This window comes from Streptomyces sp. NPDC001270 (assembly GCF_042896695.1).
GTDB lineage: Bacteria > Actinomycetota > Actinomycetes > Streptomycetales > Streptomycetaceae > Streptomyces.
In genome coordinates, this window is record NZ_JBIAXM010000010.1 from 67,498 (window position 1) to 85,265 (window position 17,768).

The following is a 17,768-nucleotide window of genomic DNA, read 5'->3' on the forward strand; positions in this document are numbered from 1 at the left end:
TGATGCGGCCGGGGGGGAGCGGCTGGGACCTCCGGCACCTGGACCTCAGCGGACGAACCCCCCGCCCGGTGACCGGCGAGGGGTTCGGATGCGTGCCGGATGCGTACCGGGTGCCGTGCCGTCAGGCGGAGCCGACGAACAGCACCATCAGCAACCACACCACGGGCGCCGTCGGCAGGAGTGAGTCGAGCCGGTCCATGATGCCGCCGTGACCGGGGAGCAGGGTGCCCATGTCCTTGATGCCCAGATCCCGCTTGATCATGGATTCGCCGAGGTCACCGAGGGTGGCGCTGGCCGCGACCGCCAGGCCGAGGAACAGACCCTGCCACCAGGTGCCGTCGTCGATCAGGAACTGCATGCACAGGGCACCGGCGACCATCGCGAACAGTACGGCGCCGAGCAGCCCCTCGCGGGTCTTGCCGGGGCTGATGCGCGGAGCGAGCTTGTGCTTGCCGAAGCGCCAGCCCACGGCGTACGCGCCGGTGTCGCTGACGACCGTGAGTATCAGGAAGGTCAGCACCCGGTACGGGCCGTCGGCGGCGTCCAGCATCATCGCGACGAAGGTGGCGAGGAACGGCACGTAGAACGCCGCGAAGACGCCCGCCGTGACGTCCTTCAGATAGCCCTCCGGTGGCTGCGTCATGCGCCAGACCAGGACCGCGAGCGCGGTCAGCGCCATGGCCACCCAGGCGCCCTGGGCACCGCGGACGTATCCGGCGACGACCATCGCGGCGCCGCCGACGGCCAGGGGGACCAGGGGCGCCTTGATGTCCTTGCGCTCCTGGAGCCGGTTGGTCAGCTCCCACAGCCCCACCACGACGGCGACCGCTATGACGCCGACGAAGACGGCCTTGACGATGAACAGGGACGCGACGATGACCACGCCGAGCCCGACGCCGACGCCTATGGCCGATCCCAGGTCCCGGCCCGCGCTCTTCTTCTGCGGTGCGGGGGCGGGTTGCGGTGCGTCGGGCATGGGCTCCGGATTCTGCGGCGGCGCCCCGTGCGGGAACGCCGACGGGGTCTGCTGGTAGTACGCACTGTCGTGGTACGCACCGCCGCGGAACGTCTCGTCTCGGACCGGAGCGCCGCCCAGCCGAGCGGCCCCCCGGTCCCCATCCTGGTCACCGCCATGCGCGGGTACGTCGTCCGGGACGATGGGCATGGGGCGAGTCTGCTGGGCGTCACGCGCATCGTACGCGGGACCCGCCGGGGCGGCTCCTTGGGCGTACGCCTGCCCGGGCCCGTGGTCGGTGGGCCCCCAGTACCCGGCCGGTGGCGGCGCCCCCCAGGAAGAGTCGTTCATCAGACCTCGAGCAGCTCCGCTTCCTTGTGCTTGAGGAGTTCGTCCACCTGGGCGACGTACTTCGCCGTGGTGTCGTCGAGCTCCTTCTCCGCACGCCGACCCTCGTCCTCGCCGACCTCGCCGTCCTTGATCAGCTTGTCGATGGTCTCCTTGGCCTTGCGGCGCACGGAGCGGATCGAGATCTTGGCGTCCTCGCCCTTGCCCTTGGCGACCTTGATGTACTCGCGGCGGCGTTCCTCGGTCAGCTCGGGGAACACCACGCGGATGATGTTGCCGTCGTTGGTGGGGTTGACCCCCAGGTCGGAGTCGCGGATCGCCTGCTCGATGTTGCGCAGCGCGCTCTTGTCGAACGGGGTGACGACCGCCATGCGCGGCTCCGGCACGGAGAACGAGGCCAGCTGGTTGATCGGCGTCGGCGCGCCGTAGTAGTCGGCCACGATCTTGTTGAACATCGCCGGGTGCGCACGGCCGGTGCGGATCGCGGCGAAGTCCTCCTTGGCGACCACGACGGCCTTCTCCATCTTCTCCTCGGCTTCGAGGAGGGTCTCTTCGATCACCACTTGCTCCTGCGTGTCTTGAGTAGGCCCGGCTGCGGTTCCTTGTCGGGGCCCACGGCCGGCTGCGTCGCGTCTTCTTCCTGCACGGTTCCCGACCGGCAGGTCCTTGTCCATCCCCCGGTCAGGGTCCGGACGGTTCTCCGGTCAGTGCCGACCGTCCTGGTCGCCCACGAGTGTGCCGATCTTCTCACCCTTGACGGCCCGGGCGATATTGCCTTCGGCGAGAAGCTCGAAGACGAGGATCGGCAGCTTGTTGTCGCGGCACAGCGTGATGGCCGTGGCGTCGGCGACCTTGAGGTCGCGGGTGATGACCTCGCCGTAGCCGAGGGAGTCGAACTTGACGGCGTCCGGGTTGGCCTTCGGGTCGGAGTCGTACACCCCGTCCACCCCGTTCTTGCCCATCAGCAGCGCCTCGGCGTCGATCTCCAGGGCGCGCTGGGCCGCGGTGGTGTCGGTGGAGAAGTACGGCATGCCCATACCGGCGCCGAAGATCACCACACGGCCCTTCTCCAGGTGCCGCACGGCGCGCAGCGGGATGTACGGCTCGGCCACCTGGCCCATGGTGATGGCCGTCTGCACCCGGGACTGGATGCCCTCCTTCTCCAGGAAGTCCTGGAGGGCGAGGCAGTTCATCACCGTGCCGAGCATGCCCATGTAGTCGGAGCGGGCCCGGTCCATGCCGCGCTGCTGGAGTTCGGCACCGCGGAAGAAGTTGCCGCCGCCGATGACCACGGCGATCTGCGCGCCGTCCCGGACGACCGCGGCGATCTCGCGCGCGATCTTGTGCACCACGTCGGGATCCACGCCCAGGCCGCCGCCACCGGAGAACGCCTCTCCGGACAGCTTCAGCAGAAACCGGCCGTGTACTTTGCCGTCGTCACTCTTCTGGGCCTTGGTGGTCATGGGATCCGCCTCTTTCACCTGGTGCGCATACGAAGAAGGCCATTGCCGGTGGGGTCGCTTCTCGCTCCCATGCGCGGCAATGGCCTCCTCGTCAGATCTGCTGTCGTCCGTCGCGCGCCCGGGTGCGGCGGTGTGCGCGGACGACTGCTGTCGACCCTATCGGGGTCGCGTGTCGATCGCGGTACGGACTCAGATGCCGACCTTGATGCGCGCGAAGCGCTTCAGGGTGACACCGGCCTCGTCCAGAACCTTCTGGACCGACTTCTTGTTGTCGAGCGCGTACGGCTGACCGAGCAGCGTCGCGTCCTTGAAGAAGCCGTTCAGACGACCCTCGACGATCTTGGCGATCGCGGCCTCCGGCTTGCCCTCCGCGCGAGTGGTCTCCTCGGCGATGCGGCGCTCGGACTCGACGACCTCGGCCGGGACGTCCTCCTTGGCAAGGTACTTCGGCGCGAAGGCGGCGATGTGCTGGGCGATGCCCTTGGCGACCTCGGCGTTCGGCTTGTCGAGTTCGACGAGGACACCGATCTGCGGCGGCAGGTCGGGCATGGTGCGGTGCATGTACGCGGTGACGAAACCGTCGGCGAACTGCGCGAAGCGGTCCAGGACGATCTTCTCGCCCAGGTTGGCGTTGGCCTCGTCCACGAACGCCTGGACGGTCTTGCCGGCCTCGATCTCGGAGGCGAGCAGGGCCTCCAGATCGGCCGGGGAGGTCTTGGCGACGTGCTCGGCGATGGTGGCGGCGACGGCCTGGAACTTCTCGCCCTTGGCGACGAAGTCCGTCTCGCACTTCAGCTCGACGATGACGCCGGAGGAGTTGTCGTCGGCGATGATCGAGACCACGGCGCCGTTCTCGGCGGAGCGGCCCTCGCGCTTGGCGACGCCCTTCTGGCCCTTGATGCGAAGCGCCTCGATGGCCTTCTCGACGTTGCCGTCGGCCTCGTCCAGCGCCTTCTTGCAGTCCATCATGCCGGCGCCGGTGAGCTCACGGAGCTTCTTGACGTCGGCGGCGGTGTAGTTCGCCATGAGTGTGTGAATCTCTCTCGAAGTCTGAAGGATCGAAGATCTGCACGGTCTGTGGTCTCCATGTAGATGCAGGTCCCCGACCCGGTGCTGACCTACGGGTGAACGGCGGGAGCGGACTTCATGTCGCCGCTCCCGCCGTCGACGCGGCGCTGACGGGTCAGGCCTGCTCGCCCTCAGCGGCCGGAGCCTCGGCGACCGGAGCCTCAGCGGCGGGGGCCTCGGCAACGGGGGCCTCCGCGGCGGGGGCCTCGGCAGCAGCCTCCGCGACCGGAGCGTCCTCGACCTTCTTCTCACCCTCGAGCAGGTCGCGCTCCCACTCGGCCAGCGGCTCGCCCGCGGCCTTCTCGCCCTTGCCTTCGGTCGCGACACCGGAGCGGGCGATCAGGCCCTCGGCGACGGCGTCGGCGATCACCCGGGTGAGCAGGGTGACGGAGCGGATCGCGTCGTCGTTGCCCGGGATCTTGTAGTCGACCTCGTCGGGGTCGCAGTTGGTGTCGAGGATGGCGACGACCGGAATGTTGAGCTTCCGGGCCTCACCGACCGCGATGTGCTCCTTCTTGGTGTCCACGATCCAGACGGCGCTGGGCACCTTCTGCATCTCGCGGATACCACCGAGGGTCTTCTCCAGCTTGGCCTTCTCGCGGGAGAGCACGAGAAGCTCCTTCTTGGTCAGACCGGAGGAGGCGACGTCCTCGAAGTCGATCTGCTCAAGCTCCTTCAGGCGCTGCAGGCGCTTGTAGACGGTCGAGAAGTTGGTGAGCATGCCGCCCAGCCAGCGCTGGTTGACGTACGGCATGCCGACGCGGGTGGCCTGCTCGGCGATGGCCTCCTGCGCCTGCTTCTTGGTACCGACGAACATGACCGTGCCGCCGTGGGCGACGGTCTCCTTGACGAACTCGTAGGCGCGGTCGATGTACGACAGCGACTGGAGCAGGTCGATGATGTAGATGCCGTTGCGCTCGGTGAAGATGAAGCGCTTCATCTTCGGGTTCCAGCGACGGGTCTGGTGACCGAAGTGGACGCCGCTTTCCAGCAGCTCCCGCATCGTGACGACGGCCATGGCCGTGACTCCTTGGATTTCTCGGTTGTGCCGCGGATGCCGGACGGCTTCCGCGCCTGACGCCCACCTGCGCCGTTGCCACGTGAGGACCGAGGGGCGCTGACCCGAACGGACCGTTGCCGGCCGGTTCGTGTCGGGGCGTGCGAAGTCGACCCGGTGACCCGGGTCGCCACCAGAAGTGTACGGGACCGGCGAGGCACCGGGTGACGCCGCTGTCCACAACCGGTGAGTAGTCCACCGGGCCCGGCCGTGCCCGGCGAGTGTGCGGGACGGTTCTCGCATGTGGACGATGTCTGTGAGGCGTGCGGTGCGGACCCGGGGGACCCGGCCGGGGGCGCGGGTGTGGATGTGGGTGTGGGCGGTGGTGCTGACGGCGGTGGTACCGGTTGCGGTCCTGGGCGGACCCGCTCCCCCGGCCCGCGCGGAGTCACCCCGGCCAGGGGTGCCCACGCCGTCTCCTCCGGCCCGCGCGGAGCCGCCACGACCGGGGGTCCCCGCGCCGCCCCCTCCCGCGGCGCCGGCCATCGCCCGCGCCTGGCCGGTGGGGACGCGGCCCGCGGTGGTACGGGGCTGGGAACCCCCGGCGACGCCGTACGGGCCCGGGCACCGGGGCGTCGACCTCGGGGCCACGCCCGACGCTCCGGTACGGGCGGTGGCGGCGGGCCGGATCGTCTTCGCGGGCCGGGTGGCCGGGCGGGGCGTGGTCTCCGTCGAACTGCTGGGGACGGATCTGCGGACGACCTACCAACCGGTGAGACCGTTGGTGCGCACCGGGGACGAGGTGGCGGCGGGCGAGGTCGTGGGCCGGGTCGAGCCGACCGCGACGCACTGCGCCGCCGGCCCCTGTCTGCACTGGGGGCTGCTCAGCGGCGACACCTACCTGAACCCGCTCCTGCTGCTGCCCCCGCGGCTGCTGCACCGGGGCCCGTCAAGACTGCTGCCGGTCCTAGGGGTACCGCTTCCTTGAGACCGGACATCCGGCCCGGGGGCCCGGAGGCCCGGGAGCCCAGGTCGTTTCCTTGAGGAGCCGGTTTCTGATTTCGGCAGCGGGCCGGTGTCCGGTTTCCGCCCCCCGCCGCTCCCCGAGGGCCTGCGCCTCCCCCGGCAGGCGCAAGCAGTCATCGTGCTTCCGCCTCGGCCCCGACCGGGGTCCGTACGGGGAAGTGCCACGGGGTCAGCCCCGTACGCCCCGCAGGGCCATCGTCACGGCGGCCTCCGTGATGGTCTCGGGGTCCTCGGCCGCGCCGAGTTCGATGCGGCGGACCGCCGCGTCCACGACGCCCTGGAGCAGCATCGCCGCCAGGCGCGGCTGGGCGTGCCCCAGTTCCTCCAGTGCCTCGACGATCATCGCGACGAGCCCGCCGTGCGCCGCCCGGATCTTCTCCCGCGCCCCGGCGTCCAGCTCGCTCGCCGAGATCGCCACGACGGCGCGGTGCCGCCGGTCGCCGACGAGCGCCAGTTGCCGGCGCACATACGCCTCCACCTTGTCCTCTGCCGAGTCCGCCCGCTCCATCGCCGCCGCCACCTCGGCGGCCCACACGGGGAAGTCGACCTCGCACAGTTCCTCGACGACCGCGGCGCGCGAACGGAAGTACTCGTACACGGACGACCGCGCGAGCCCGGTGCGCTCGGCGAGGGCCGGGAAGGTCAGCGCCTCCGTACCGCCCTCGGACAGCAGGCTCCGAGCCGCGTCCAGCAGGGCGGCTCGCTGCATCGACCGGTGCTCGACCACGGAGGCCGCTCGAATCCTTGGCACGCCCACCACTGTACGGACGCGCCCGCCGACGCGGGAGTCACCCGGTGGCACCCGGAGTGTCCACACAGCCCAGACCCGGCCACCGCCGAAACCCGACACGAATCGGGAACCGTCCGATCCGGGAACCGTCCGATCTAGGGACGGCACGATCCGGGAAAGGCACGATCCGGGAAAGGCACGATCCGGGAAAGGCACGGCCCGGGACCAGGCGTACCCCGGGACCAGGTATGTCCCGGGAAAGGCGCAACCCGGGACCAGCCGTGCCCCGGGAAAGGCGCAACCGGGGACCCGGCGCAACCCGAAAACAGCACGACCCAGGAACGGTGCGATCCGGAAGAAGACGGCACGTCCCGATCACAGGTCACCGTCCGAAACCAGCCAGCTTCGCCCGCAGCTGGAGCACGGACTTCGTGTGGATCTGGCTGACCCGGCTCTCGGTCACCCCCAGCACGTTCCCGATCTCCGCCAGCGTCAGTCCCTCGTAGTAGTACAGCGTCACCACGGTCTTCTCCCGTTCCGGCAGGGTGTTGATCGCCCGCGCCAGAAACCGCCGCAGCTCCCGGTCCTCCGCGACCTCCACCGGATTGTCCGCCGCGGTGTCCTCCAGCGTGTCCATGAGGCTCAGCCGGTCCCCGCTCTCACCTCCCACGTGCAGCAGTTCTTCCAGCGCCACCACGTTCGCCAGCGACAGCTGGCCGAACACGGCGTGCAGTTCGTCCACCCCGATCCCCAGCTCCGCCGCCACCTCGCCCTCCGACGGCGTGCGCCGCAACCGCGCCTCCAGCGTCGCGTACGCCCGTTCCACATTGCGCGCCTTCTGCCGCACCGACCGCGGAATCCAGTCCAGCGCCCGCAACTCGTCGATCATCGCGCCCCGGATCCGCGTGATCGCGTAGGTCTCGAACTTGATCTCCCGCCCGATGTCGAACTTCTCGATCGCGTCGATCAGCCCGAACACCCCCGACGAGACGAAATCCGCCTGCTCCACGTTGGGCGGCAGTCCCACGCTCACCCGCCCCGCCACGTACTTCACCAACGGCGAGTAGTGCAGGATCAGCTGCTCCCGCAGCCGCTCGTCCCCCGTCGCCTTGTACGACCGCCACAGTTCGTCGAGTGTCGAAGGAGCGGGCGGTCGTGCGCTGGCACCGTCGCGGGCGGCGGGGGGGATGGCCGCACGGTCGGACCCGGAGGTGTGCTGGGGCATTCGTCGCCTTGTGCCGTTCTGCCGTGAAGTGCCGTGAAGTGCTGTGGAGCGGGGTGGGTGGGCGGGCTGTCGGTCTGGTATCGAGTTGGGCCGGTCTGCGCCGGAGTCCTCGTGAGCGTAGCGTGACTGAGGAGTCGCGGTGTGCGAACGCCGGGGCTCCACCCGTGGGCGGGCCTGCTCCGGGGCCCGTTCCAGCAGGCCCGGCGCGTCGCCGTGCGTGACCGGTCGGGCGGTCAACTCCGGGAAATCCCAAGGGCATCGGGGTTCCCCCGGACGGCCGAACACCCTCGGTCAGCAGGGCCCAGGACCGGCCCGGACCGACATCACCGCCTGGCGTGTCAACTTCCAGCCGTCGCCGTGTCGTTCGACGTATCCAAGTGCTCTGAGTTCGTACAGCCTCGCGATCACCTCGTCCGGAGTCGTCTGCGCGTCGCACGCGATCTCCCGCGGCTGTGCCGGCCGGCCCGCGGGCAGGGCGGCCAGGACCCGCCGGGCACCCGGTTCCAGCAGGTCACGAGGGAGGACCGGGCCGTGTCTGGCCGGGGCCAGCTCTCCCATGTCCCCGACGAGTTCGACGACGTCCGCGGCGTCGGTGACCAGCACGCCCTCCCCGCGCAGCAGTTCGTGGACGCCCGCGGAGCGTGAACTGGTGGCGGGCCCGGGCACCCCCATCGTGAACCGCCCGAGGCGCTGCGCCGCCCGCGCGGTGACCAGGGATCCGCTGCGGTGGGCGGCCTCGACCACGACCGTGCCCCGGGTGAGCGCCGCGATCACCCGGTTGCGCAGGATGAACCGGCTCGGCGTCGGATGGTCACCGGGTGGCAGTTCCCCCACGACCAGTCCCTGCGCCGCGATCCTGGTGATCAATTCGTGGTGTCCACGGGGATAGGGCCGGTCGACGCCGCAGGCCAGAACGGCGACGGTGGCGCCGCCCGCGCCGAGGGCGCCCCGGTGGGCGGCACCGTCGATGCCGTAGGCGCCACCCGACACCACGACCCAGCCGCGCTCGGCGAGCCCCGCGGCGAGGGTGGCCGCCATGTGGGCGCCGTACTCGGTGCAGGCCCGGGCGCCGACGACGGCGACCGATCTGAGCGCCCACATCCGCAGTCCGGGCCGGCCACGCAGCCACAGTCCCAGGGGCCGGGCGTCGCCCAGGTCGTCGAGCTGGACCGGCCACTCGGCGTCCCCCGGTGCGACGAACCGCACCCCGGCGGCGCGCGCGACCTCCAGGTCCCGGCTCGGCTCGGCCCGCAGGGCACGCGCCCGCAGGCCGGCCCAGCGTCTCCCGCTCACCCCTGGCAGCGGCTGCCCGCCCGCGCGCAGCCGCCGGGCGACCTCCCGCACCCCGTGCTGCCGCAGCCACCGCCCGCCGACCTCGTCGCCGGGTTCGACGACCCGGGTGAGCAGGACACGGGAGAGCAGGTCGTCGTCCGGACCGGCGACGCCGGTCACGCCGGTGCCCCGATGGCCATGGGCACACCTCGGGGAACCCCGGTGCGCAGTTGCAGGGCCAGGGCGACGTCACCGGCGTCGGGCCGGTCGTGACCGGCGAGGTCGGCGACCGTCCAGGCGACGCGCAGGACCCGGTCGAGTCCCCGGGCCGTCAGGGCGCCCCGCTCCAGATTCCGCTCGGCCTCGGCCAGCGCGCCGCTCGCCGGCTGCCAGCGGTTGCGCAGCTCCCGTCCGGGCACCTCGCTGTTGGTCCGCCACGGAGTTCCCGTGAGGCGTGCCGCCGTACGGTCCCGGGCCGCCCGGACCCGGTCGGCGACCGTCGCGGTGGACTCGCCGCGGGCACCGGGCCGGGTCAGTTCGGCGCGCGTCACGGGGTCCACCTCGACGCGGAGGTCGACCCGGTCGAGCAGCGGGCCGGACAGCCGCGCCTGATAGCGGCGGATTTGCGACGGCGGGCATTCGCACAGCGCGTCCCGCTGCGAGAAACGGCCGCACGGGCAGGGGTTCGCCGCGAGCACCATCAGGAACCGGGCCGGGAACCGGACCACCCCGGCGCTGCGCGCGATCACCACGTGCCCCGCCTCCAGGGGCTGCCGCAGCGCGTCCAGGGCCTGACTGCGGAATTCCGGCGTCTCGTCCAGGGACGAGACGTGTAAAACAGGTGGCTACGCCAGGTGAATCAGGGTGCTACTTCCCCGCGGTGCCCTCGGCCCACGGATCGGGCTTCCATAGGGGGTGGACCTCGATACGGGTTTGTCCGCTCCCCTTCACTCCTTTATGTCCAGTGGTTCCTCGGGTGAGGACGACTCGTCTGAACAGGGATCGGAGGATGCCGTTCGCTTCGGGCGCGTAAAGCGCGTCCCACGTGTCGAGCAGCTTCACAGCAAGGGGAACCAGTGCGGCACGCTGCGGTATGGCCTCGACCTTCGCGACTGCTTCAAGGGCTTCGGTGACGGCCTGCTTCTGCTTCAAGATCCGCGCCCGCGCGGCCTCGAACACGCCTTCGGGGTACGCCTCCGGGTTGGTGGCGCGGTCCACGGCGAGGTTGGTAAGGGCGTTGGTCAATCGGGTGTGCTCGGCATCCAGGCGGGCCCGCTCGGCGCGGTCGGCGTCGGCGCGATCATCGCGTGGATGCGGGATGACCGTGCGGGGTGCGGTATCGATGTCGACTGCGACCTCACGTTGGAGCCATAGGCGAACCTCGTCCTCAACGATGGCGCGTTGGACCCATACCGGGGTGTCACACAGGCCATGGCGACTTTGCCCGCATGCGTATGCGTATCCGAGGATTTGGCCTGTCGCGCGGCGGGCTGAGGTTGCGGCGGCACCCTCGCGACAGCCACCGCAGCGTACGAGACCGGTAAGGGGATAGGTGGGGTTACGGGCCCGCGGCGTCATGCGTCGGCGCTCGGCGCGGTGCGCCTCGTATCTTTCCCATGTCTCTGGGGTGATGATTGCCTCGTGCGCGCCGTCAATCTGGACCCATCGTGTACAGCGTCCGCCGTTAGCGGTGTACTCACATCGGCAGTCCGGGTCGTGAATGCGGAGCATGCCTGCGGGAAAACCTGCCTGCATGTAGCGGCGTAGGCTGTCCGCCCGCCACGGATTCTCCTCGCCGGTGCGGTATCCGAGGGTGTTAAGCCATGTGGCGAGGCCGCCGTATCCATCGGGCGCCGGTTGCCCGATGCCGAGTTTCCGGGCGAACAGGGTTTCGATGTGTGGGCGCGCGCTTTCGTCGACGACGTACCGCTCATCTTGGATGAGCCATTGTCCGGGCTCTGTGGGGTGCGGGATGCGGCGCGGGTGCCAGATGTAGCCGAGGCGTTTCCCACCGGTCGCGGGTAGGCCGTGGGCACGGCGCCACTGGTGCGTCTCTTTCCACTGTTCGCCGGCGCGGTCGGACTCAAACACGGCGAGGTCGAACAGAATACGCCGGTTGAAACGCCCGACCGCTGTGCGGACGTCGACGTCCTCGGTTGCGGATGCGAGTTGCCCACCGGCGTGCTCAAGCCGGGCGAGGTTGACGGCAATGCCGAGGTCGTTACGGCCGAACCGCGAGAACTTCCACACGGCGATGCCGACGGCCTCGCCGCGTTCGATGCGCTGAATGCCGCCCATGATGCGCCGCTTGAAATTTCGGCCGGTCGCATCCTTGTCAACAATGAGCGGTTCAAGCAGGCGCCGCCCGGTGCGTTTGGCCCATGCCCGAAGCGCAGTCTCTTGGAGTTCTGGGCTGATCTTCTCCTCTTTCCAGGTCGACACCCGGATGTAACCGAGCCAGGGCTCGCCGTCCTCGTCGGTCGGTGAGCCCTGGAAGGTTGGCGGGACTTCTGTCACGTGGGTGTGTCCTTTCCTGCCGTGCGCCGGGCCTGCATGTCAACGACGGTCGGCGCGGTCGGCGCGGTGAACTGGGAATCGTGCAAAAGGTGATTGCGAACGAGCGGGTACAGGTCGCGCTCGATACGTACACGCTGGTCACTGAGGGCAGCACGGAAAAAGAGATATCCCGTGGCAGGTACGGCTACAGCGCCGAGTGCTGCGAGGGTTGCGCCTACGTGGAGCACGGGTTCTGTGGGTTGGGTTATGGCGAGTCCGGTGATGATCACGGTCAAGCCGATATAGAGACCCAGCAAGGAAAGCAGCAGGGCGGCAACGGGGCGGGGGGTTCTCGACACGGAACGTTCTCTCTCGCTAGGTGGCGCGGCCTCCCTCCTTGGCAAGGAGGGCGCGCACCATGGCCATGACTGCTGTCTGATCGTCTGGGCTGGTAATGCCGAGCGCGTTCAGCGCCTCTTGCTGGGTGATCTCACCTGTGTGCTCGGGTAGTTCGGAGGCAGGGAGGATGCCGGCCTTGACGAGTAGGGGTGCTACGGGGAGGCCGAGAGCCTGTGCGATGCGTCCTAGGGTGCGAGGGTCGGCGCCGCCCTGGTCCCGTAGAAAGCGGGACACGGTGGCTACAGGGACGCCGGACTCCACGGCGAATCGGGCCCTACCTCCGCCACGTTGACTGAGGTCGTAGCCGCGTTGCTCTAGTTGACGCGTGAGCCACTGGCCGAGGGTTTCGTCTGAGGGTGCAGCGCTATGGGGGTCGCGTCTGTGGTTGACCATGAGCGCAATTTATCGCGCGCGAACGATTGGCTGCACCCCTGACCAGTAAAAACGGCATATGCCAACCCCCTGTATGGCACCCCTAACGGAACGCCATCATCCACGCTATCGCACAACTGATCGAATTTTCAACGTACCTTCACACATTGAGCAACTGTTTTCACGACACACGCGCCACACCCCCCCGTCACCCCGCAGGCCGGGACCTCATCCGACACATGCTCGCCACACTTTCCACGCGTGATCGATAGATGCTATCGTTCACCCGTGATCGATACCTGGTCGGTCACGGAAGGAAGTCATGTCGTTCACTGTTCGCCCGCTACTCGTTGCCGCCGCCCGAGAAGGTGTGTTCGGTACCGCCGATCTCGGCCGCAGCCTCGGCATCCCCTACCCCACCGTCTACCGGTGGGTGCGCGGCACCGGTCGCCCGAGCGCCGAAGCCCTCGCCAAGATCCACGCCTGCTACGGCCTCACCACCGCGGACCTGTTCACCAAGGACACCGCCGCATGAGCGCTTCCGTAATTCCCCGCGCCGAGTGCATCGCTGCCGCCCGCGCCGTCTTTGACCGCGCTCTCTACCGAATCGCCCTCGACCGCGCCGCCGGCCTGCTGCCGCCCGAAACGGAACTCGTCATCCGCCGCGCCGAGCGGGCCGCCGTCGAGGGCGCTCGTCACGCCACGGGGCCCACCGACCGCGCCGCTGCCTGACCACGCAAAAGGGCCGCCCGGATGCGACCCGGACGACCCACCACGACCGCCACTGAAAGGGCACCGATCGTGACCACACAGCCTACCCACCCCTTGCGCGCCGCCGAGGCGATCCTCGGCGCGCGCCGCGCCCGCCAGCGCACGGAGTTCGTCCGAGTCATCGCGCGGCAACTCGCCGAGATCGCACCGGGCACCGTCCGCGTGCACACGCTGCCGACCACCCACCACGGCCGCGTAACCCGGGCCGTCGTCTTCTACTCCGCGACCGGCGTACTGGCCGCCACGCGGGAGCAGCGCTCCGCCGTATTCGGCCTGCTGTCACGCGCGTTCCCGGCCGCCGACTGGTCCCGCCCGCGCACGTACGACGCCCGTACCGGTGTCCTCACCGTTGACGAGCCGACCGCGCCGGCCGCCCTCAGCCTCGACACCGCGGAGGCCGACCAGTGATCCGGCCGCAGGTGACCGCCGACGGCAGAGCTGTCCGTATCCCCCTTGCCGACCGCATCGCCCCCGTACTCGACGAACTCGCCATCGCGTACGCCAACCAGCCCGACGTGATCGGCGCCCTGCTCGACCGGCACGCCGCGACGGTCCTCGCCCTGGACCACGCCGTGTGCAGCGAGGACAGCACCGACTACGGCCGAGCCATGGCCGCCGCGGAGGCCGACGGCACCCGTGAGGCCCTGCTCGACGAGTGCCCGGCCGCCGCGCACCCCGACGACCTGCTCAGCCCCGACGAGGCCGTGACCCTCGCAACCCGCCTCACGAAGCGCGCCGCCCACATCCGCAACACGCAGAACCGGAGCACCCGCCAGTGACCGTCACCGCACTGCCCATCCCGCACACGACCGCCCCGACCCTGGCCGTTCCTACCGTGGCGCCGATCTACCAGCCTGCGCCCGTCGGAACGCCCGCGGACGCCCCGCGCGTGTTCGCCGCCATCGCCGCCGTAATGCGCGACGTGATGCCCGTCGCCAAGGACAAGGAGAACCAGCAGCAGCGGTACAAGTTCCGCGGAGTCGATGACGCCATGTCGGCCATGGCCGGACCGATGCGCGCACACGGTCTGATCATTCTGCCGAGCATCGCCGCGCACCGTGCCGAGCGCCGCGGCGAGAAGATGACGCACGTCAACATCACCATGCGGTACCACGTCTACGGGCCCGCGGGTGACTGCCTCACGGCCGAAGTGCCGGGCGAAGCATCCGACTTCGCCGACAAGGCCACGAACAAGGCTCAGTCCGCGGCGCTCAAGTACCTGTTGTTCACCCTGTTCATGATTCCGGTGGACGGCCGCAGCATCGACGACGGGGACCGCGATCACCCCGTGGAGTCGACCGAGGCCCAGCGCGCCGAGCAGGCCCAGCGCCAGCAGCGCGGGCAGGACCGCCGCCAGCAGCGCGGGCAGCAGCGCCAGCAGCAACGACGCCCGCAGCGGGCCGAGCAGGCACCGCGCCGCGACTACGTGGCCGAGGCCAAGGCCGCCCCGAACCCGGAGGCGTTCGCCAAGGTGCGTAGCGACGCCGAGCAGGCCGGCGCCCCCGCCGAATTCCTCGCCCAGCTCGACCAGATCGCCGCGGAGAAGCGGGCCGCCGCCGGACCGCGTCAGCAGGGCGAGCAGCGCGAGATGCCCGCCGAGCAGGAGGCCGCCGTGTTGGCCAACGTCGGCCGGGCCCGCACCGACGCCGAGAACGCGCTCAGGCTCACCGCCTCCCGCGCCAACCTGCCGACCCTTGACGCCGACTTCCAGCGCGTCTACGGCATGCCGATCGAGCAGGCCCCGGCTATGACGCTGCACGCGTTCCGGCAGCAGATCGAGGCCGCCCAGTGAGCGACGTCGAGAAGAAGCCCGAGCCCGTCGACCCCGCTTACCTCGCCGCTGTACTGCGCCGCCGTCAGGCGATGCGCGCCCGCCTCGACGCCGCCGAGGCCCTGTTCGAGGACGCCAACACCGAGGCGACGCAGTTACTCGCCCAGCAGTACAAGGCGACCAAGAGCACCAAGGCAGACATCACCCTCGCCGACGACACGAAGTTCGCCACCGTGACCCGCGTCGGTGGCGAAGCCGAAGCGCAGGTGACCGACCGCGCCGCGTTCGAGGCGTGGGTGCGCGACACCTTCCCCGAGCACTTCGGGTTCCGAATCATCCCGGCCCGCACCGAGACATACGTCAAGGACGCATTCGCCGATCAGGTGTTGGCCGCCGTCACCGCGGCGAACGTCACGCAGTACGCCAACCCGGAGACCGGCGAGATTCACGACGTGCCGGGCGTGGCCATCAAGGCGACCCGCAGCCCGTACTTCCGATGGCTGTTCACCCGGACGAGCAAGCGGCAGCCCCTCGACGGCCGAGAGCTGGTGGCCGAGGCGTTGCAGACCGGACACCTCGACCTCGACACGCCGCCCGCCCTCGCCCCGGCCGCGCCCGAGAACGCCCCCGCCGCATAGCCCGCGCACGGCCCGCCCCCGCCGCGGGGCGGGCCCGCTCGACCGGAGACACTAACCATGGACCCCATCCACCCGACCGACCACGCCGACCTCACCGCCTACACCCACAACACGGTCGCAGCAACGTTCGCCGACGTCACCAACGCCGCCGCCCTCGCCGCGAAGACCATCCGCACGAGTGATACGCCGCCGCGAGCTACCGGCCGCATCCTGGCCCGCGCCCTGCTCGCTACCGCCCGCCGCATGCTCGACGTTCAGACCGCCCTCGACAACACCCGCGCTGCCATCGCCCGCCACGTGGCCGCCGCCGACGACGGAGAGGACCCGTCGACCGCCGACCTGCTCGCGATACTCGCCGAGGCCGGACAGCCCATCGGCGCCGACACGCTCGCCAACGGAGCCGCCGAGCACGCCGCCAAGGCGGTGGCCTGGTGACCAGCCTCGCGCCCGCCACCGTCGACCGCCTCGCCACGATGCTGCGCGACGGCTCGACCAACATCGACGCCGCCCGCATGCTCGGTATCGACAAGCAGACCGCCGCCCGCTACAGGGCCAGCCTCGGAATCGGACCGGCACCCAAGCGCCCCGCCCCCAACCGCTCGACACTCACCATCGAGCAGAAGTTCATGACCTACACGCGCCCAGTCGAGGGCGGACACCTCGAATGGACCGGCCGCCGCACCAAGCAGAACGGCACCCCCGTATTCACGCACCACGAGCGGCAGCACACCGCCCGCTCGATAGCGTTCCGCGCCGCCCACCGCCGCGACCCCGAGGGCTACGTCACCGCGGAGTGCGACCAGCCCGAATGGTGCGTCGCCCCCGAGCACGTCGAAGACGAGCCCGGCCGCACCCGGTTGCGCGCGCAGCTCGCCGCCGTCGTCGGCACCGCAACGAATCTCGCCGAGTGCAACCGCGGACACGACACGGCCACCCACCGCCGCTACGACCGCAACGGGCACCCGTACTGCGGCACCTGCCACCAGGAGGCCAAGCGCGCCCGGCAGGCCCTCACATGACGGCCGTCGGTCTCGACCAGGTGCGCCGCCTGCTCGACACCCCGCCGCCCGAGCCGGTACCCGGACAGCTCGCCGTCGAGGCCGAAGAGAAGCCGCCGCCCACGTGCGACGCCGGACGGCCCCGATGCGGCGCCCCCGCCCGCCTCTACCCGGCCGGCTGGAGATGCGATAACCACCGCCCCCGCACCCACCGGCCCGCGTAGCACCTCGCACCGTCCCGGGGCGAGGACGAGCCCTACGCCCCTCGCCCCGGGCGCACCACCCCGACAGGAGCCCCCGTTGACCGACGACGCGACCGATTGGGCGTGGAAGCACGCCCGCTCACGCGGTAACGCGCGCCTCGCCGTCCTCGCCGTGGCCGCCCTCACCACCGGGCCCGAGGCGACCGCGCGCCTTGGCGTCACCGAGGTCATGAGCCGTCTCGGAGGCATCGGCAAGGGGACCGCCGTCAAGGCCCTCGCCGACGCCGTCACAGTCGGAGATCTCGAAGTGGCCGAGCCCGCCCAGGGCCGCCGCGCCGCCCTGTACCGCATCCCCGGAGCCGTCGACTACGTGAGCCGTTGTGGTCCGGAATCCGGACCACAAGACACCCGTTGTGGTCCGGATTCCAGACCACAAAGCGGCCCCGAGACGCCGTTGCGGTCCGGATCTCAGACCACAAACGGTTTGCGGTCCGGATTCCAGACCACAAACCCCACCCGTAGCGGTCCGGATCCCAGACCACAAACACTGTGGGACGAGGAACCCGAAAAGTGTGCTACGCGCGCGCGGGCTTCCTCTAAAAGCATTTGTATGAGTGAAGGAGTGAGTGAGGGAGCGCCCGCGCCCGCATCGCTCACAGACCCAATCCCCCCGTTCGCCCGCCCCCTCGTCGACCGCATCACCGCCGCCCGCGTCTACGTCGGATGGGACCTCACCGCCGGCGAATGGCTCCGCCTCGACGCCATGCTCAAACGGTCCGGGATCGACATGCTCGCCGAGCACGCAGTCACCCTCGCCGCCCGCCAGGAGGCCCGAGGGCAGCGCGTCAGCAGCGCGCGGTACTTCCTCCGCGCCTGGACCAACCTGCCGCCCGCCCCGACCGCCGGCACCGTCCCCGCCGCCCCCACCGCGGGCCCCGGCGGAAACGTGATCCCCCTCGACCGCACCCAGCCCCGCAAGGGCCGCGCCGCCCAGGCCGCCGACTGGTACGCCGACCTACTCGCCGAGGAGCAGTAA

General features: G+C 70.3%; 23 protein-coding genes and 1 pseudogene. 11 read left to right on the plus strand and 13 right to left on the minus strand.

The window, feature by feature from the left end; genetic code table 11:
• Positions 1 to 121 precede the first annotated feature (121 nt).
• The 5 genes from ACFY2B_RS18390 to rpsB form a co-directional block, all read right to left on the minus strand.
• Positions 122 to 1,306 (minus strand): phosphatidate cytidylyltransferase, encoded by a 1,185-nt coding sequence (locus ACFY2B_RS18390; RefSeq protein WP_390764149.1) that lies wholly within the window; start codon positions 1,304 to 1,306, stop codon positions 122 to 124.
• Entirely contained in the window at positions 1,306 to 1,863 is a 558-nt protein-coding gene (gene frr, locus ACFY2B_RS18395) for a ribosome recycling factor (RefSeq protein ID WP_376533289.1), read from the minus strand. Before frr ends, ACFY2B_RS18390 begins: the two co-directional genes overlap by 1 nt.
• Before the next feature lie 144 nt (positions 1,864 to 2,007).
• Complete coding sequence (gene pyrH, locus ACFY2B_RS18400; RefSeq protein ID WP_390764150.1) at positions 2,008 to 2,766, minus strand: UMP kinase; 759 nt, start codon at positions 2,764 to 2,766, stop codon at positions 2,008 to 2,010.
• Between the two features lie 189 nt (positions 2,767 to 2,955).
• Entirely contained in the window at positions 2,956 to 3,792 is an 837-nt protein-coding gene (gene tsf, locus ACFY2B_RS18405) for a translation elongation factor Ts (RefSeq protein ID WP_390764151.1), read from the minus strand.
• 157 nt (positions 3,793 to 3,949) lie between these two features.
• Positions 3,950 to 4,852, minus strand: a complete 903-nt coding sequence (rpsB, locus tag ACFY2B_RS18410; RefSeq protein ID WP_390764152.1) for a 30S ribosomal protein S2 — start codon at positions 4,850 to 4,852, stop codon at positions 3,950 to 3,952.
• 289 nt (positions 4,853 to 5,141) lie between these two features.
• Here rpsB and ACFY2B_RS18415 point away from each other — a divergent pair, with 289 nt between their 5' ends.
• Positions 5,142 to 5,819: a peptidoglycan DD-metalloendopeptidase family protein gene (locus ACFY2B_RS18415; RefSeq protein ID WP_390764153.1), complete on the plus strand. Its 678-nt coding sequence runs from the start codon at positions 5,142 to 5,144 to the stop codon at positions 5,817 to 5,819.
• A 207-nt stretch (positions 5,820 to 6,026) separates the two neighbouring features.
• Here the strand turns inward: ACFY2B_RS18415 and ACFY2B_RS18420 are convergent, their stop codons facing one another.
• The 7 genes and pseudogenes from ACFY2B_RS18420 to ACFY2B_RS18450 form a co-directional block, all read right to left on the minus strand.
• The gene (locus ACFY2B_RS18420; protein WP_390764369.1) at positions 6,027 to 6,584 is read right to left on the minus strand and encodes a TetR/AcrR family transcriptional regulator; all 558 of its coding nucleotides are present in this window, start codon (positions 6,582 to 6,584) and stop codon (positions 6,027 to 6,029) included.
• Between the two features lie 385 nt (positions 6,585 to 6,969).
• Positions 6,970 to 7,812 carry an RNA polymerase sigma factor WhiG gene (gene whiG / locus ACFY2B_RS18425; RefSeq protein ID WP_376533285.1) on the minus strand — a complete coding sequence of 281 codons (843 nt, stop codon included), beginning with the start codon at positions 7,810 to 7,812 and terminating at the stop codon, positions 6,970 to 6,972.
• A 291-nt stretch (positions 7,813 to 8,103) separates the two neighbouring features.
• A complete protein-coding gene (dprA, locus tag ACFY2B_RS18430; RefSeq protein WP_390764154.1) occupies positions 8,104 to 9,264 on the minus strand; it encodes a DNA-processing protein DprA in 1,161 nt (386 codons plus the stop codon).
• A pseudogene (locus tag ACFY2B_RS18435) lies at positions 9,261 to 9,905 on the minus strand (ATP-binding protein); the annotation flags it as partial. The pseudogene ACFY2B_RS18435 and the gene dprA, both read right to left, overlap by 4 nt.
• Positions 9,906 to 9,951: 46 nt before the next feature.
• Entirely contained in the window at positions 9,952 to 11,601 is a 1,650-nt protein-coding gene (locus tag ACFY2B_RS18440; protein WP_390764155.1) for a recombinase family protein, read from the minus strand.
• On the minus strand, positions 11,598 to 11,897 hold the full coding sequence (locus ACFY2B_RS18445) for a hypothetical protein (RefSeq protein ID WP_390764156.1): 300 nt from the start codon (positions 11,895 to 11,897) through the stop codon (positions 11,598 to 11,600). Before ACFY2B_RS18445 ends, ACFY2B_RS18440 begins: the two co-directional genes overlap by 4 nt.
• A gap of 58 nt (positions 11,898 to 11,955) precedes the next feature.
• Positions 11,956 to 12,372 (minus strand): helix-turn-helix domain-containing protein, encoded by a 417-nt coding sequence (locus tag ACFY2B_RS18450; protein WP_390764157.1) that lies wholly within the window; start codon positions 12,370 to 12,372, stop codon positions 11,956 to 11,958.
• 301 nt (positions 12,373 to 12,673) lie between these two features.
• On the opposite strand from ACFY2B_RS18450, the gene ACFY2B_RS18455 reads away from it, so the two are divergent.
• The 9 genes from ACFY2B_RS18455 (at position 12,674) to ACFY2B_RS18495 (ending at position 16,753) form a co-directional block, all read left to right on the plus strand.
• Positions 12,674 to 12,886, plus strand: coding sequence for a helix-turn-helix domain-containing protein (locus tag ACFY2B_RS18455; RefSeq protein WP_390764158.1), 213 nt, complete (start codon positions 12,674 to 12,676; stop codon positions 12,884 to 12,886).
• Positions 12,883 to 13,083: a hypothetical protein gene (locus tag ACFY2B_RS18460; protein ID WP_390764159.1), complete on the plus strand. Its 201-nt coding sequence runs from the start codon at positions 12,883 to 12,885 to the stop codon at positions 13,081 to 13,083. The genes ACFY2B_RS18455 and ACFY2B_RS18460 overlap by 4 nt, the downstream gene beginning before the upstream one ends.
• A gap of 69 nt (positions 13,084 to 13,152) precedes the next feature.
• The gene (locus ACFY2B_RS18465) at positions 13,153 to 13,530 is read left to right on the plus strand and encodes a hypothetical protein (RefSeq protein ID WP_390764160.1); all 378 of its coding nucleotides are present in this window, start codon (positions 13,153 to 13,155) and stop codon (positions 13,528 to 13,530) included.
• Positions 13,527 to 13,901, plus strand: coding sequence for a hypothetical protein (locus tag ACFY2B_RS18470; RefSeq protein WP_390764161.1), 375 nt, complete (start codon positions 13,527 to 13,529; stop codon positions 13,899 to 13,901). The genes ACFY2B_RS18465 and ACFY2B_RS18470 overlap by 4 nt, the downstream gene beginning before the upstream one ends.
• Positions 13,898 to 14,914 (plus strand): ERF family protein, encoded by a 1,017-nt coding sequence (locus tag ACFY2B_RS18475; protein ID WP_390764162.1) that lies wholly within the window; start codon positions 13,898 to 13,900, stop codon positions 14,912 to 14,914. The genes ACFY2B_RS18470 and ACFY2B_RS18475 overlap by 4 nt, the downstream gene beginning before the upstream one ends.
• Positions 14,911 to 15,531: a hypothetical protein gene (locus ACFY2B_RS18480; RefSeq protein WP_390764163.1), complete on the plus strand. Its 621-nt coding sequence runs from the start codon at positions 14,911 to 14,913 to the stop codon at positions 15,529 to 15,531. Before ACFY2B_RS18475 ends, ACFY2B_RS18480 begins: the two co-directional genes overlap by 4 nt.
• A 57-nt stretch (positions 15,532 to 15,588) precedes the next feature.
• Complete coding sequence (locus tag ACFY2B_RS18485; RefSeq protein ID WP_390764164.1) at positions 15,589 to 15,966, plus strand: hypothetical protein; 378 nt, start codon at positions 15,589 to 15,591, stop codon at positions 15,964 to 15,966.
• Complete coding sequence (locus ACFY2B_RS18490; RefSeq protein WP_390764165.1) at positions 15,963 to 16,550, plus strand: hypothetical protein; 588 nt, start codon at positions 15,963 to 15,965, stop codon at positions 16,548 to 16,550. Before ACFY2B_RS18485 ends, ACFY2B_RS18490 begins: the two co-directional genes overlap by 4 nt.
• The gene (locus tag ACFY2B_RS18495; protein ID WP_390764166.1) at positions 16,547 to 16,753 is read left to right on the plus strand and encodes an aromatic ring-opening dioxygenase LigA; all 207 of its coding nucleotides are present in this window, start codon (positions 16,547 to 16,549) and stop codon (positions 16,751 to 16,753) included. The genes ACFY2B_RS18490 and ACFY2B_RS18495 overlap by 4 nt, the downstream gene beginning before the upstream one ends.
• Before the next feature lie 118 nt (positions 16,754 to 16,871).
• Here the strand turns inward: ACFY2B_RS18495 and ACFY2B_RS18500 are convergent, their stop codons facing one another.
• On the minus strand, positions 16,872 to 17,135 hold the full coding sequence (locus ACFY2B_RS18500) for a hypothetical protein (protein WP_390764167.1): 264 nt from the start codon (positions 17,133 to 17,135) through the stop codon (positions 16,872 to 16,874).
• A 207-nt stretch (positions 17,136 to 17,342) separates the two neighbouring features.
• Between ACFY2B_RS18500 and ACFY2B_RS18505 the strand changes: the two genes are divergently transcribed.
• Positions 17,343 to 17,768 carry a hypothetical protein gene (locus ACFY2B_RS18505; RefSeq protein ID WP_390764168.1) on the plus strand — a complete coding sequence of 142 codons (426 nt, stop codon included), beginning with the start codon at positions 17,343 to 17,345 and terminating at the stop codon, positions 17,766 to 17,768.

Excerpts from the sequence above, each read along its gene's own strand:
- ACFY2B_RS18455 (WP_390764158.1), top strand. The coding sequence starts at position 12,674 with ATGTCGTTCACTGTTCGCCCGCTACTCGTTGCCGCCGCCCGAGAAGGT.
- tsf (WP_390764151.1), bottom strand. The coding sequence starts at position 3,792 with ATGGCGAACTACACCGCCGCCGACGTCAAGAAGCTCCGTGAGCTCACC.
- whiG (WP_376533285.1), bottom strand. The coding sequence starts at position 7,812 with ATGCCCCAGCACACCTCCGGGTCCGACCGTGCGGCCATCCCCCCCGCC.
- ACFY2B_RS18505 (WP_390764168.1), top strand. The coding sequence starts at position 17,343 with ATGAGTGAAGGAGTGAGTGAGGGAGCGCCCGCGCCCGCATCGCTCACA.
- ACFY2B_RS18460 (WP_390764159.1), top strand. The coding sequence starts at position 12,883 with ATGAGCGCTTCCGTAATTCCCCGCGCCGAGTGCATCGCTGCCGCCCGC.
- ACFY2B_RS18415 (WP_390764153.1), top strand. The coding sequence starts at position 5,142 with ATGTCTGTGAGGCGTGCGGTGCGGACCCGGGGGACCCGGCCGGGGGCG.
- ACFY2B_RS18450 (WP_390764157.1), bottom strand. The coding sequence starts at position 12,372 with ATGGTCAACCACAGACGCGACCCCCATAGCGCTGCACCCTCAGACGAA.
- rpsB (WP_390764152.1), bottom strand. The coding sequence starts at position 4,852 with ATGGCCGTCGTCACGATGCGGGAGCTGCTGGAAAGCGGCGTCCACTTC.
- ACFY2B_RS18485 (WP_390764164.1), top strand. The coding sequence starts at position 15,589 with ATGGACCCCATCCACCCGACCGACCACGCCGACCTCACCGCCTACACC.
- ACFY2B_RS18390 (WP_390764149.1), bottom strand. The coding sequence starts at position 1,306 with ATGAACGACTCTTCCTGGGGGGCGCCGCCACCGGCCGGGTACTGGGGG.
- ACFY2B_RS18495 (WP_390764166.1), top strand. The coding sequence starts at position 16,547 with ATGACGGCCGTCGGTCTCGACCAGGTGCGCCGCCTGCTCGACACCCCG.
- pyrH (WP_390764150.1), bottom strand. The coding sequence starts at position 2,766 with ATGACCACCAAGGCCCAGAAGAGTGACGACGGCAAAGTACACGGCCGG.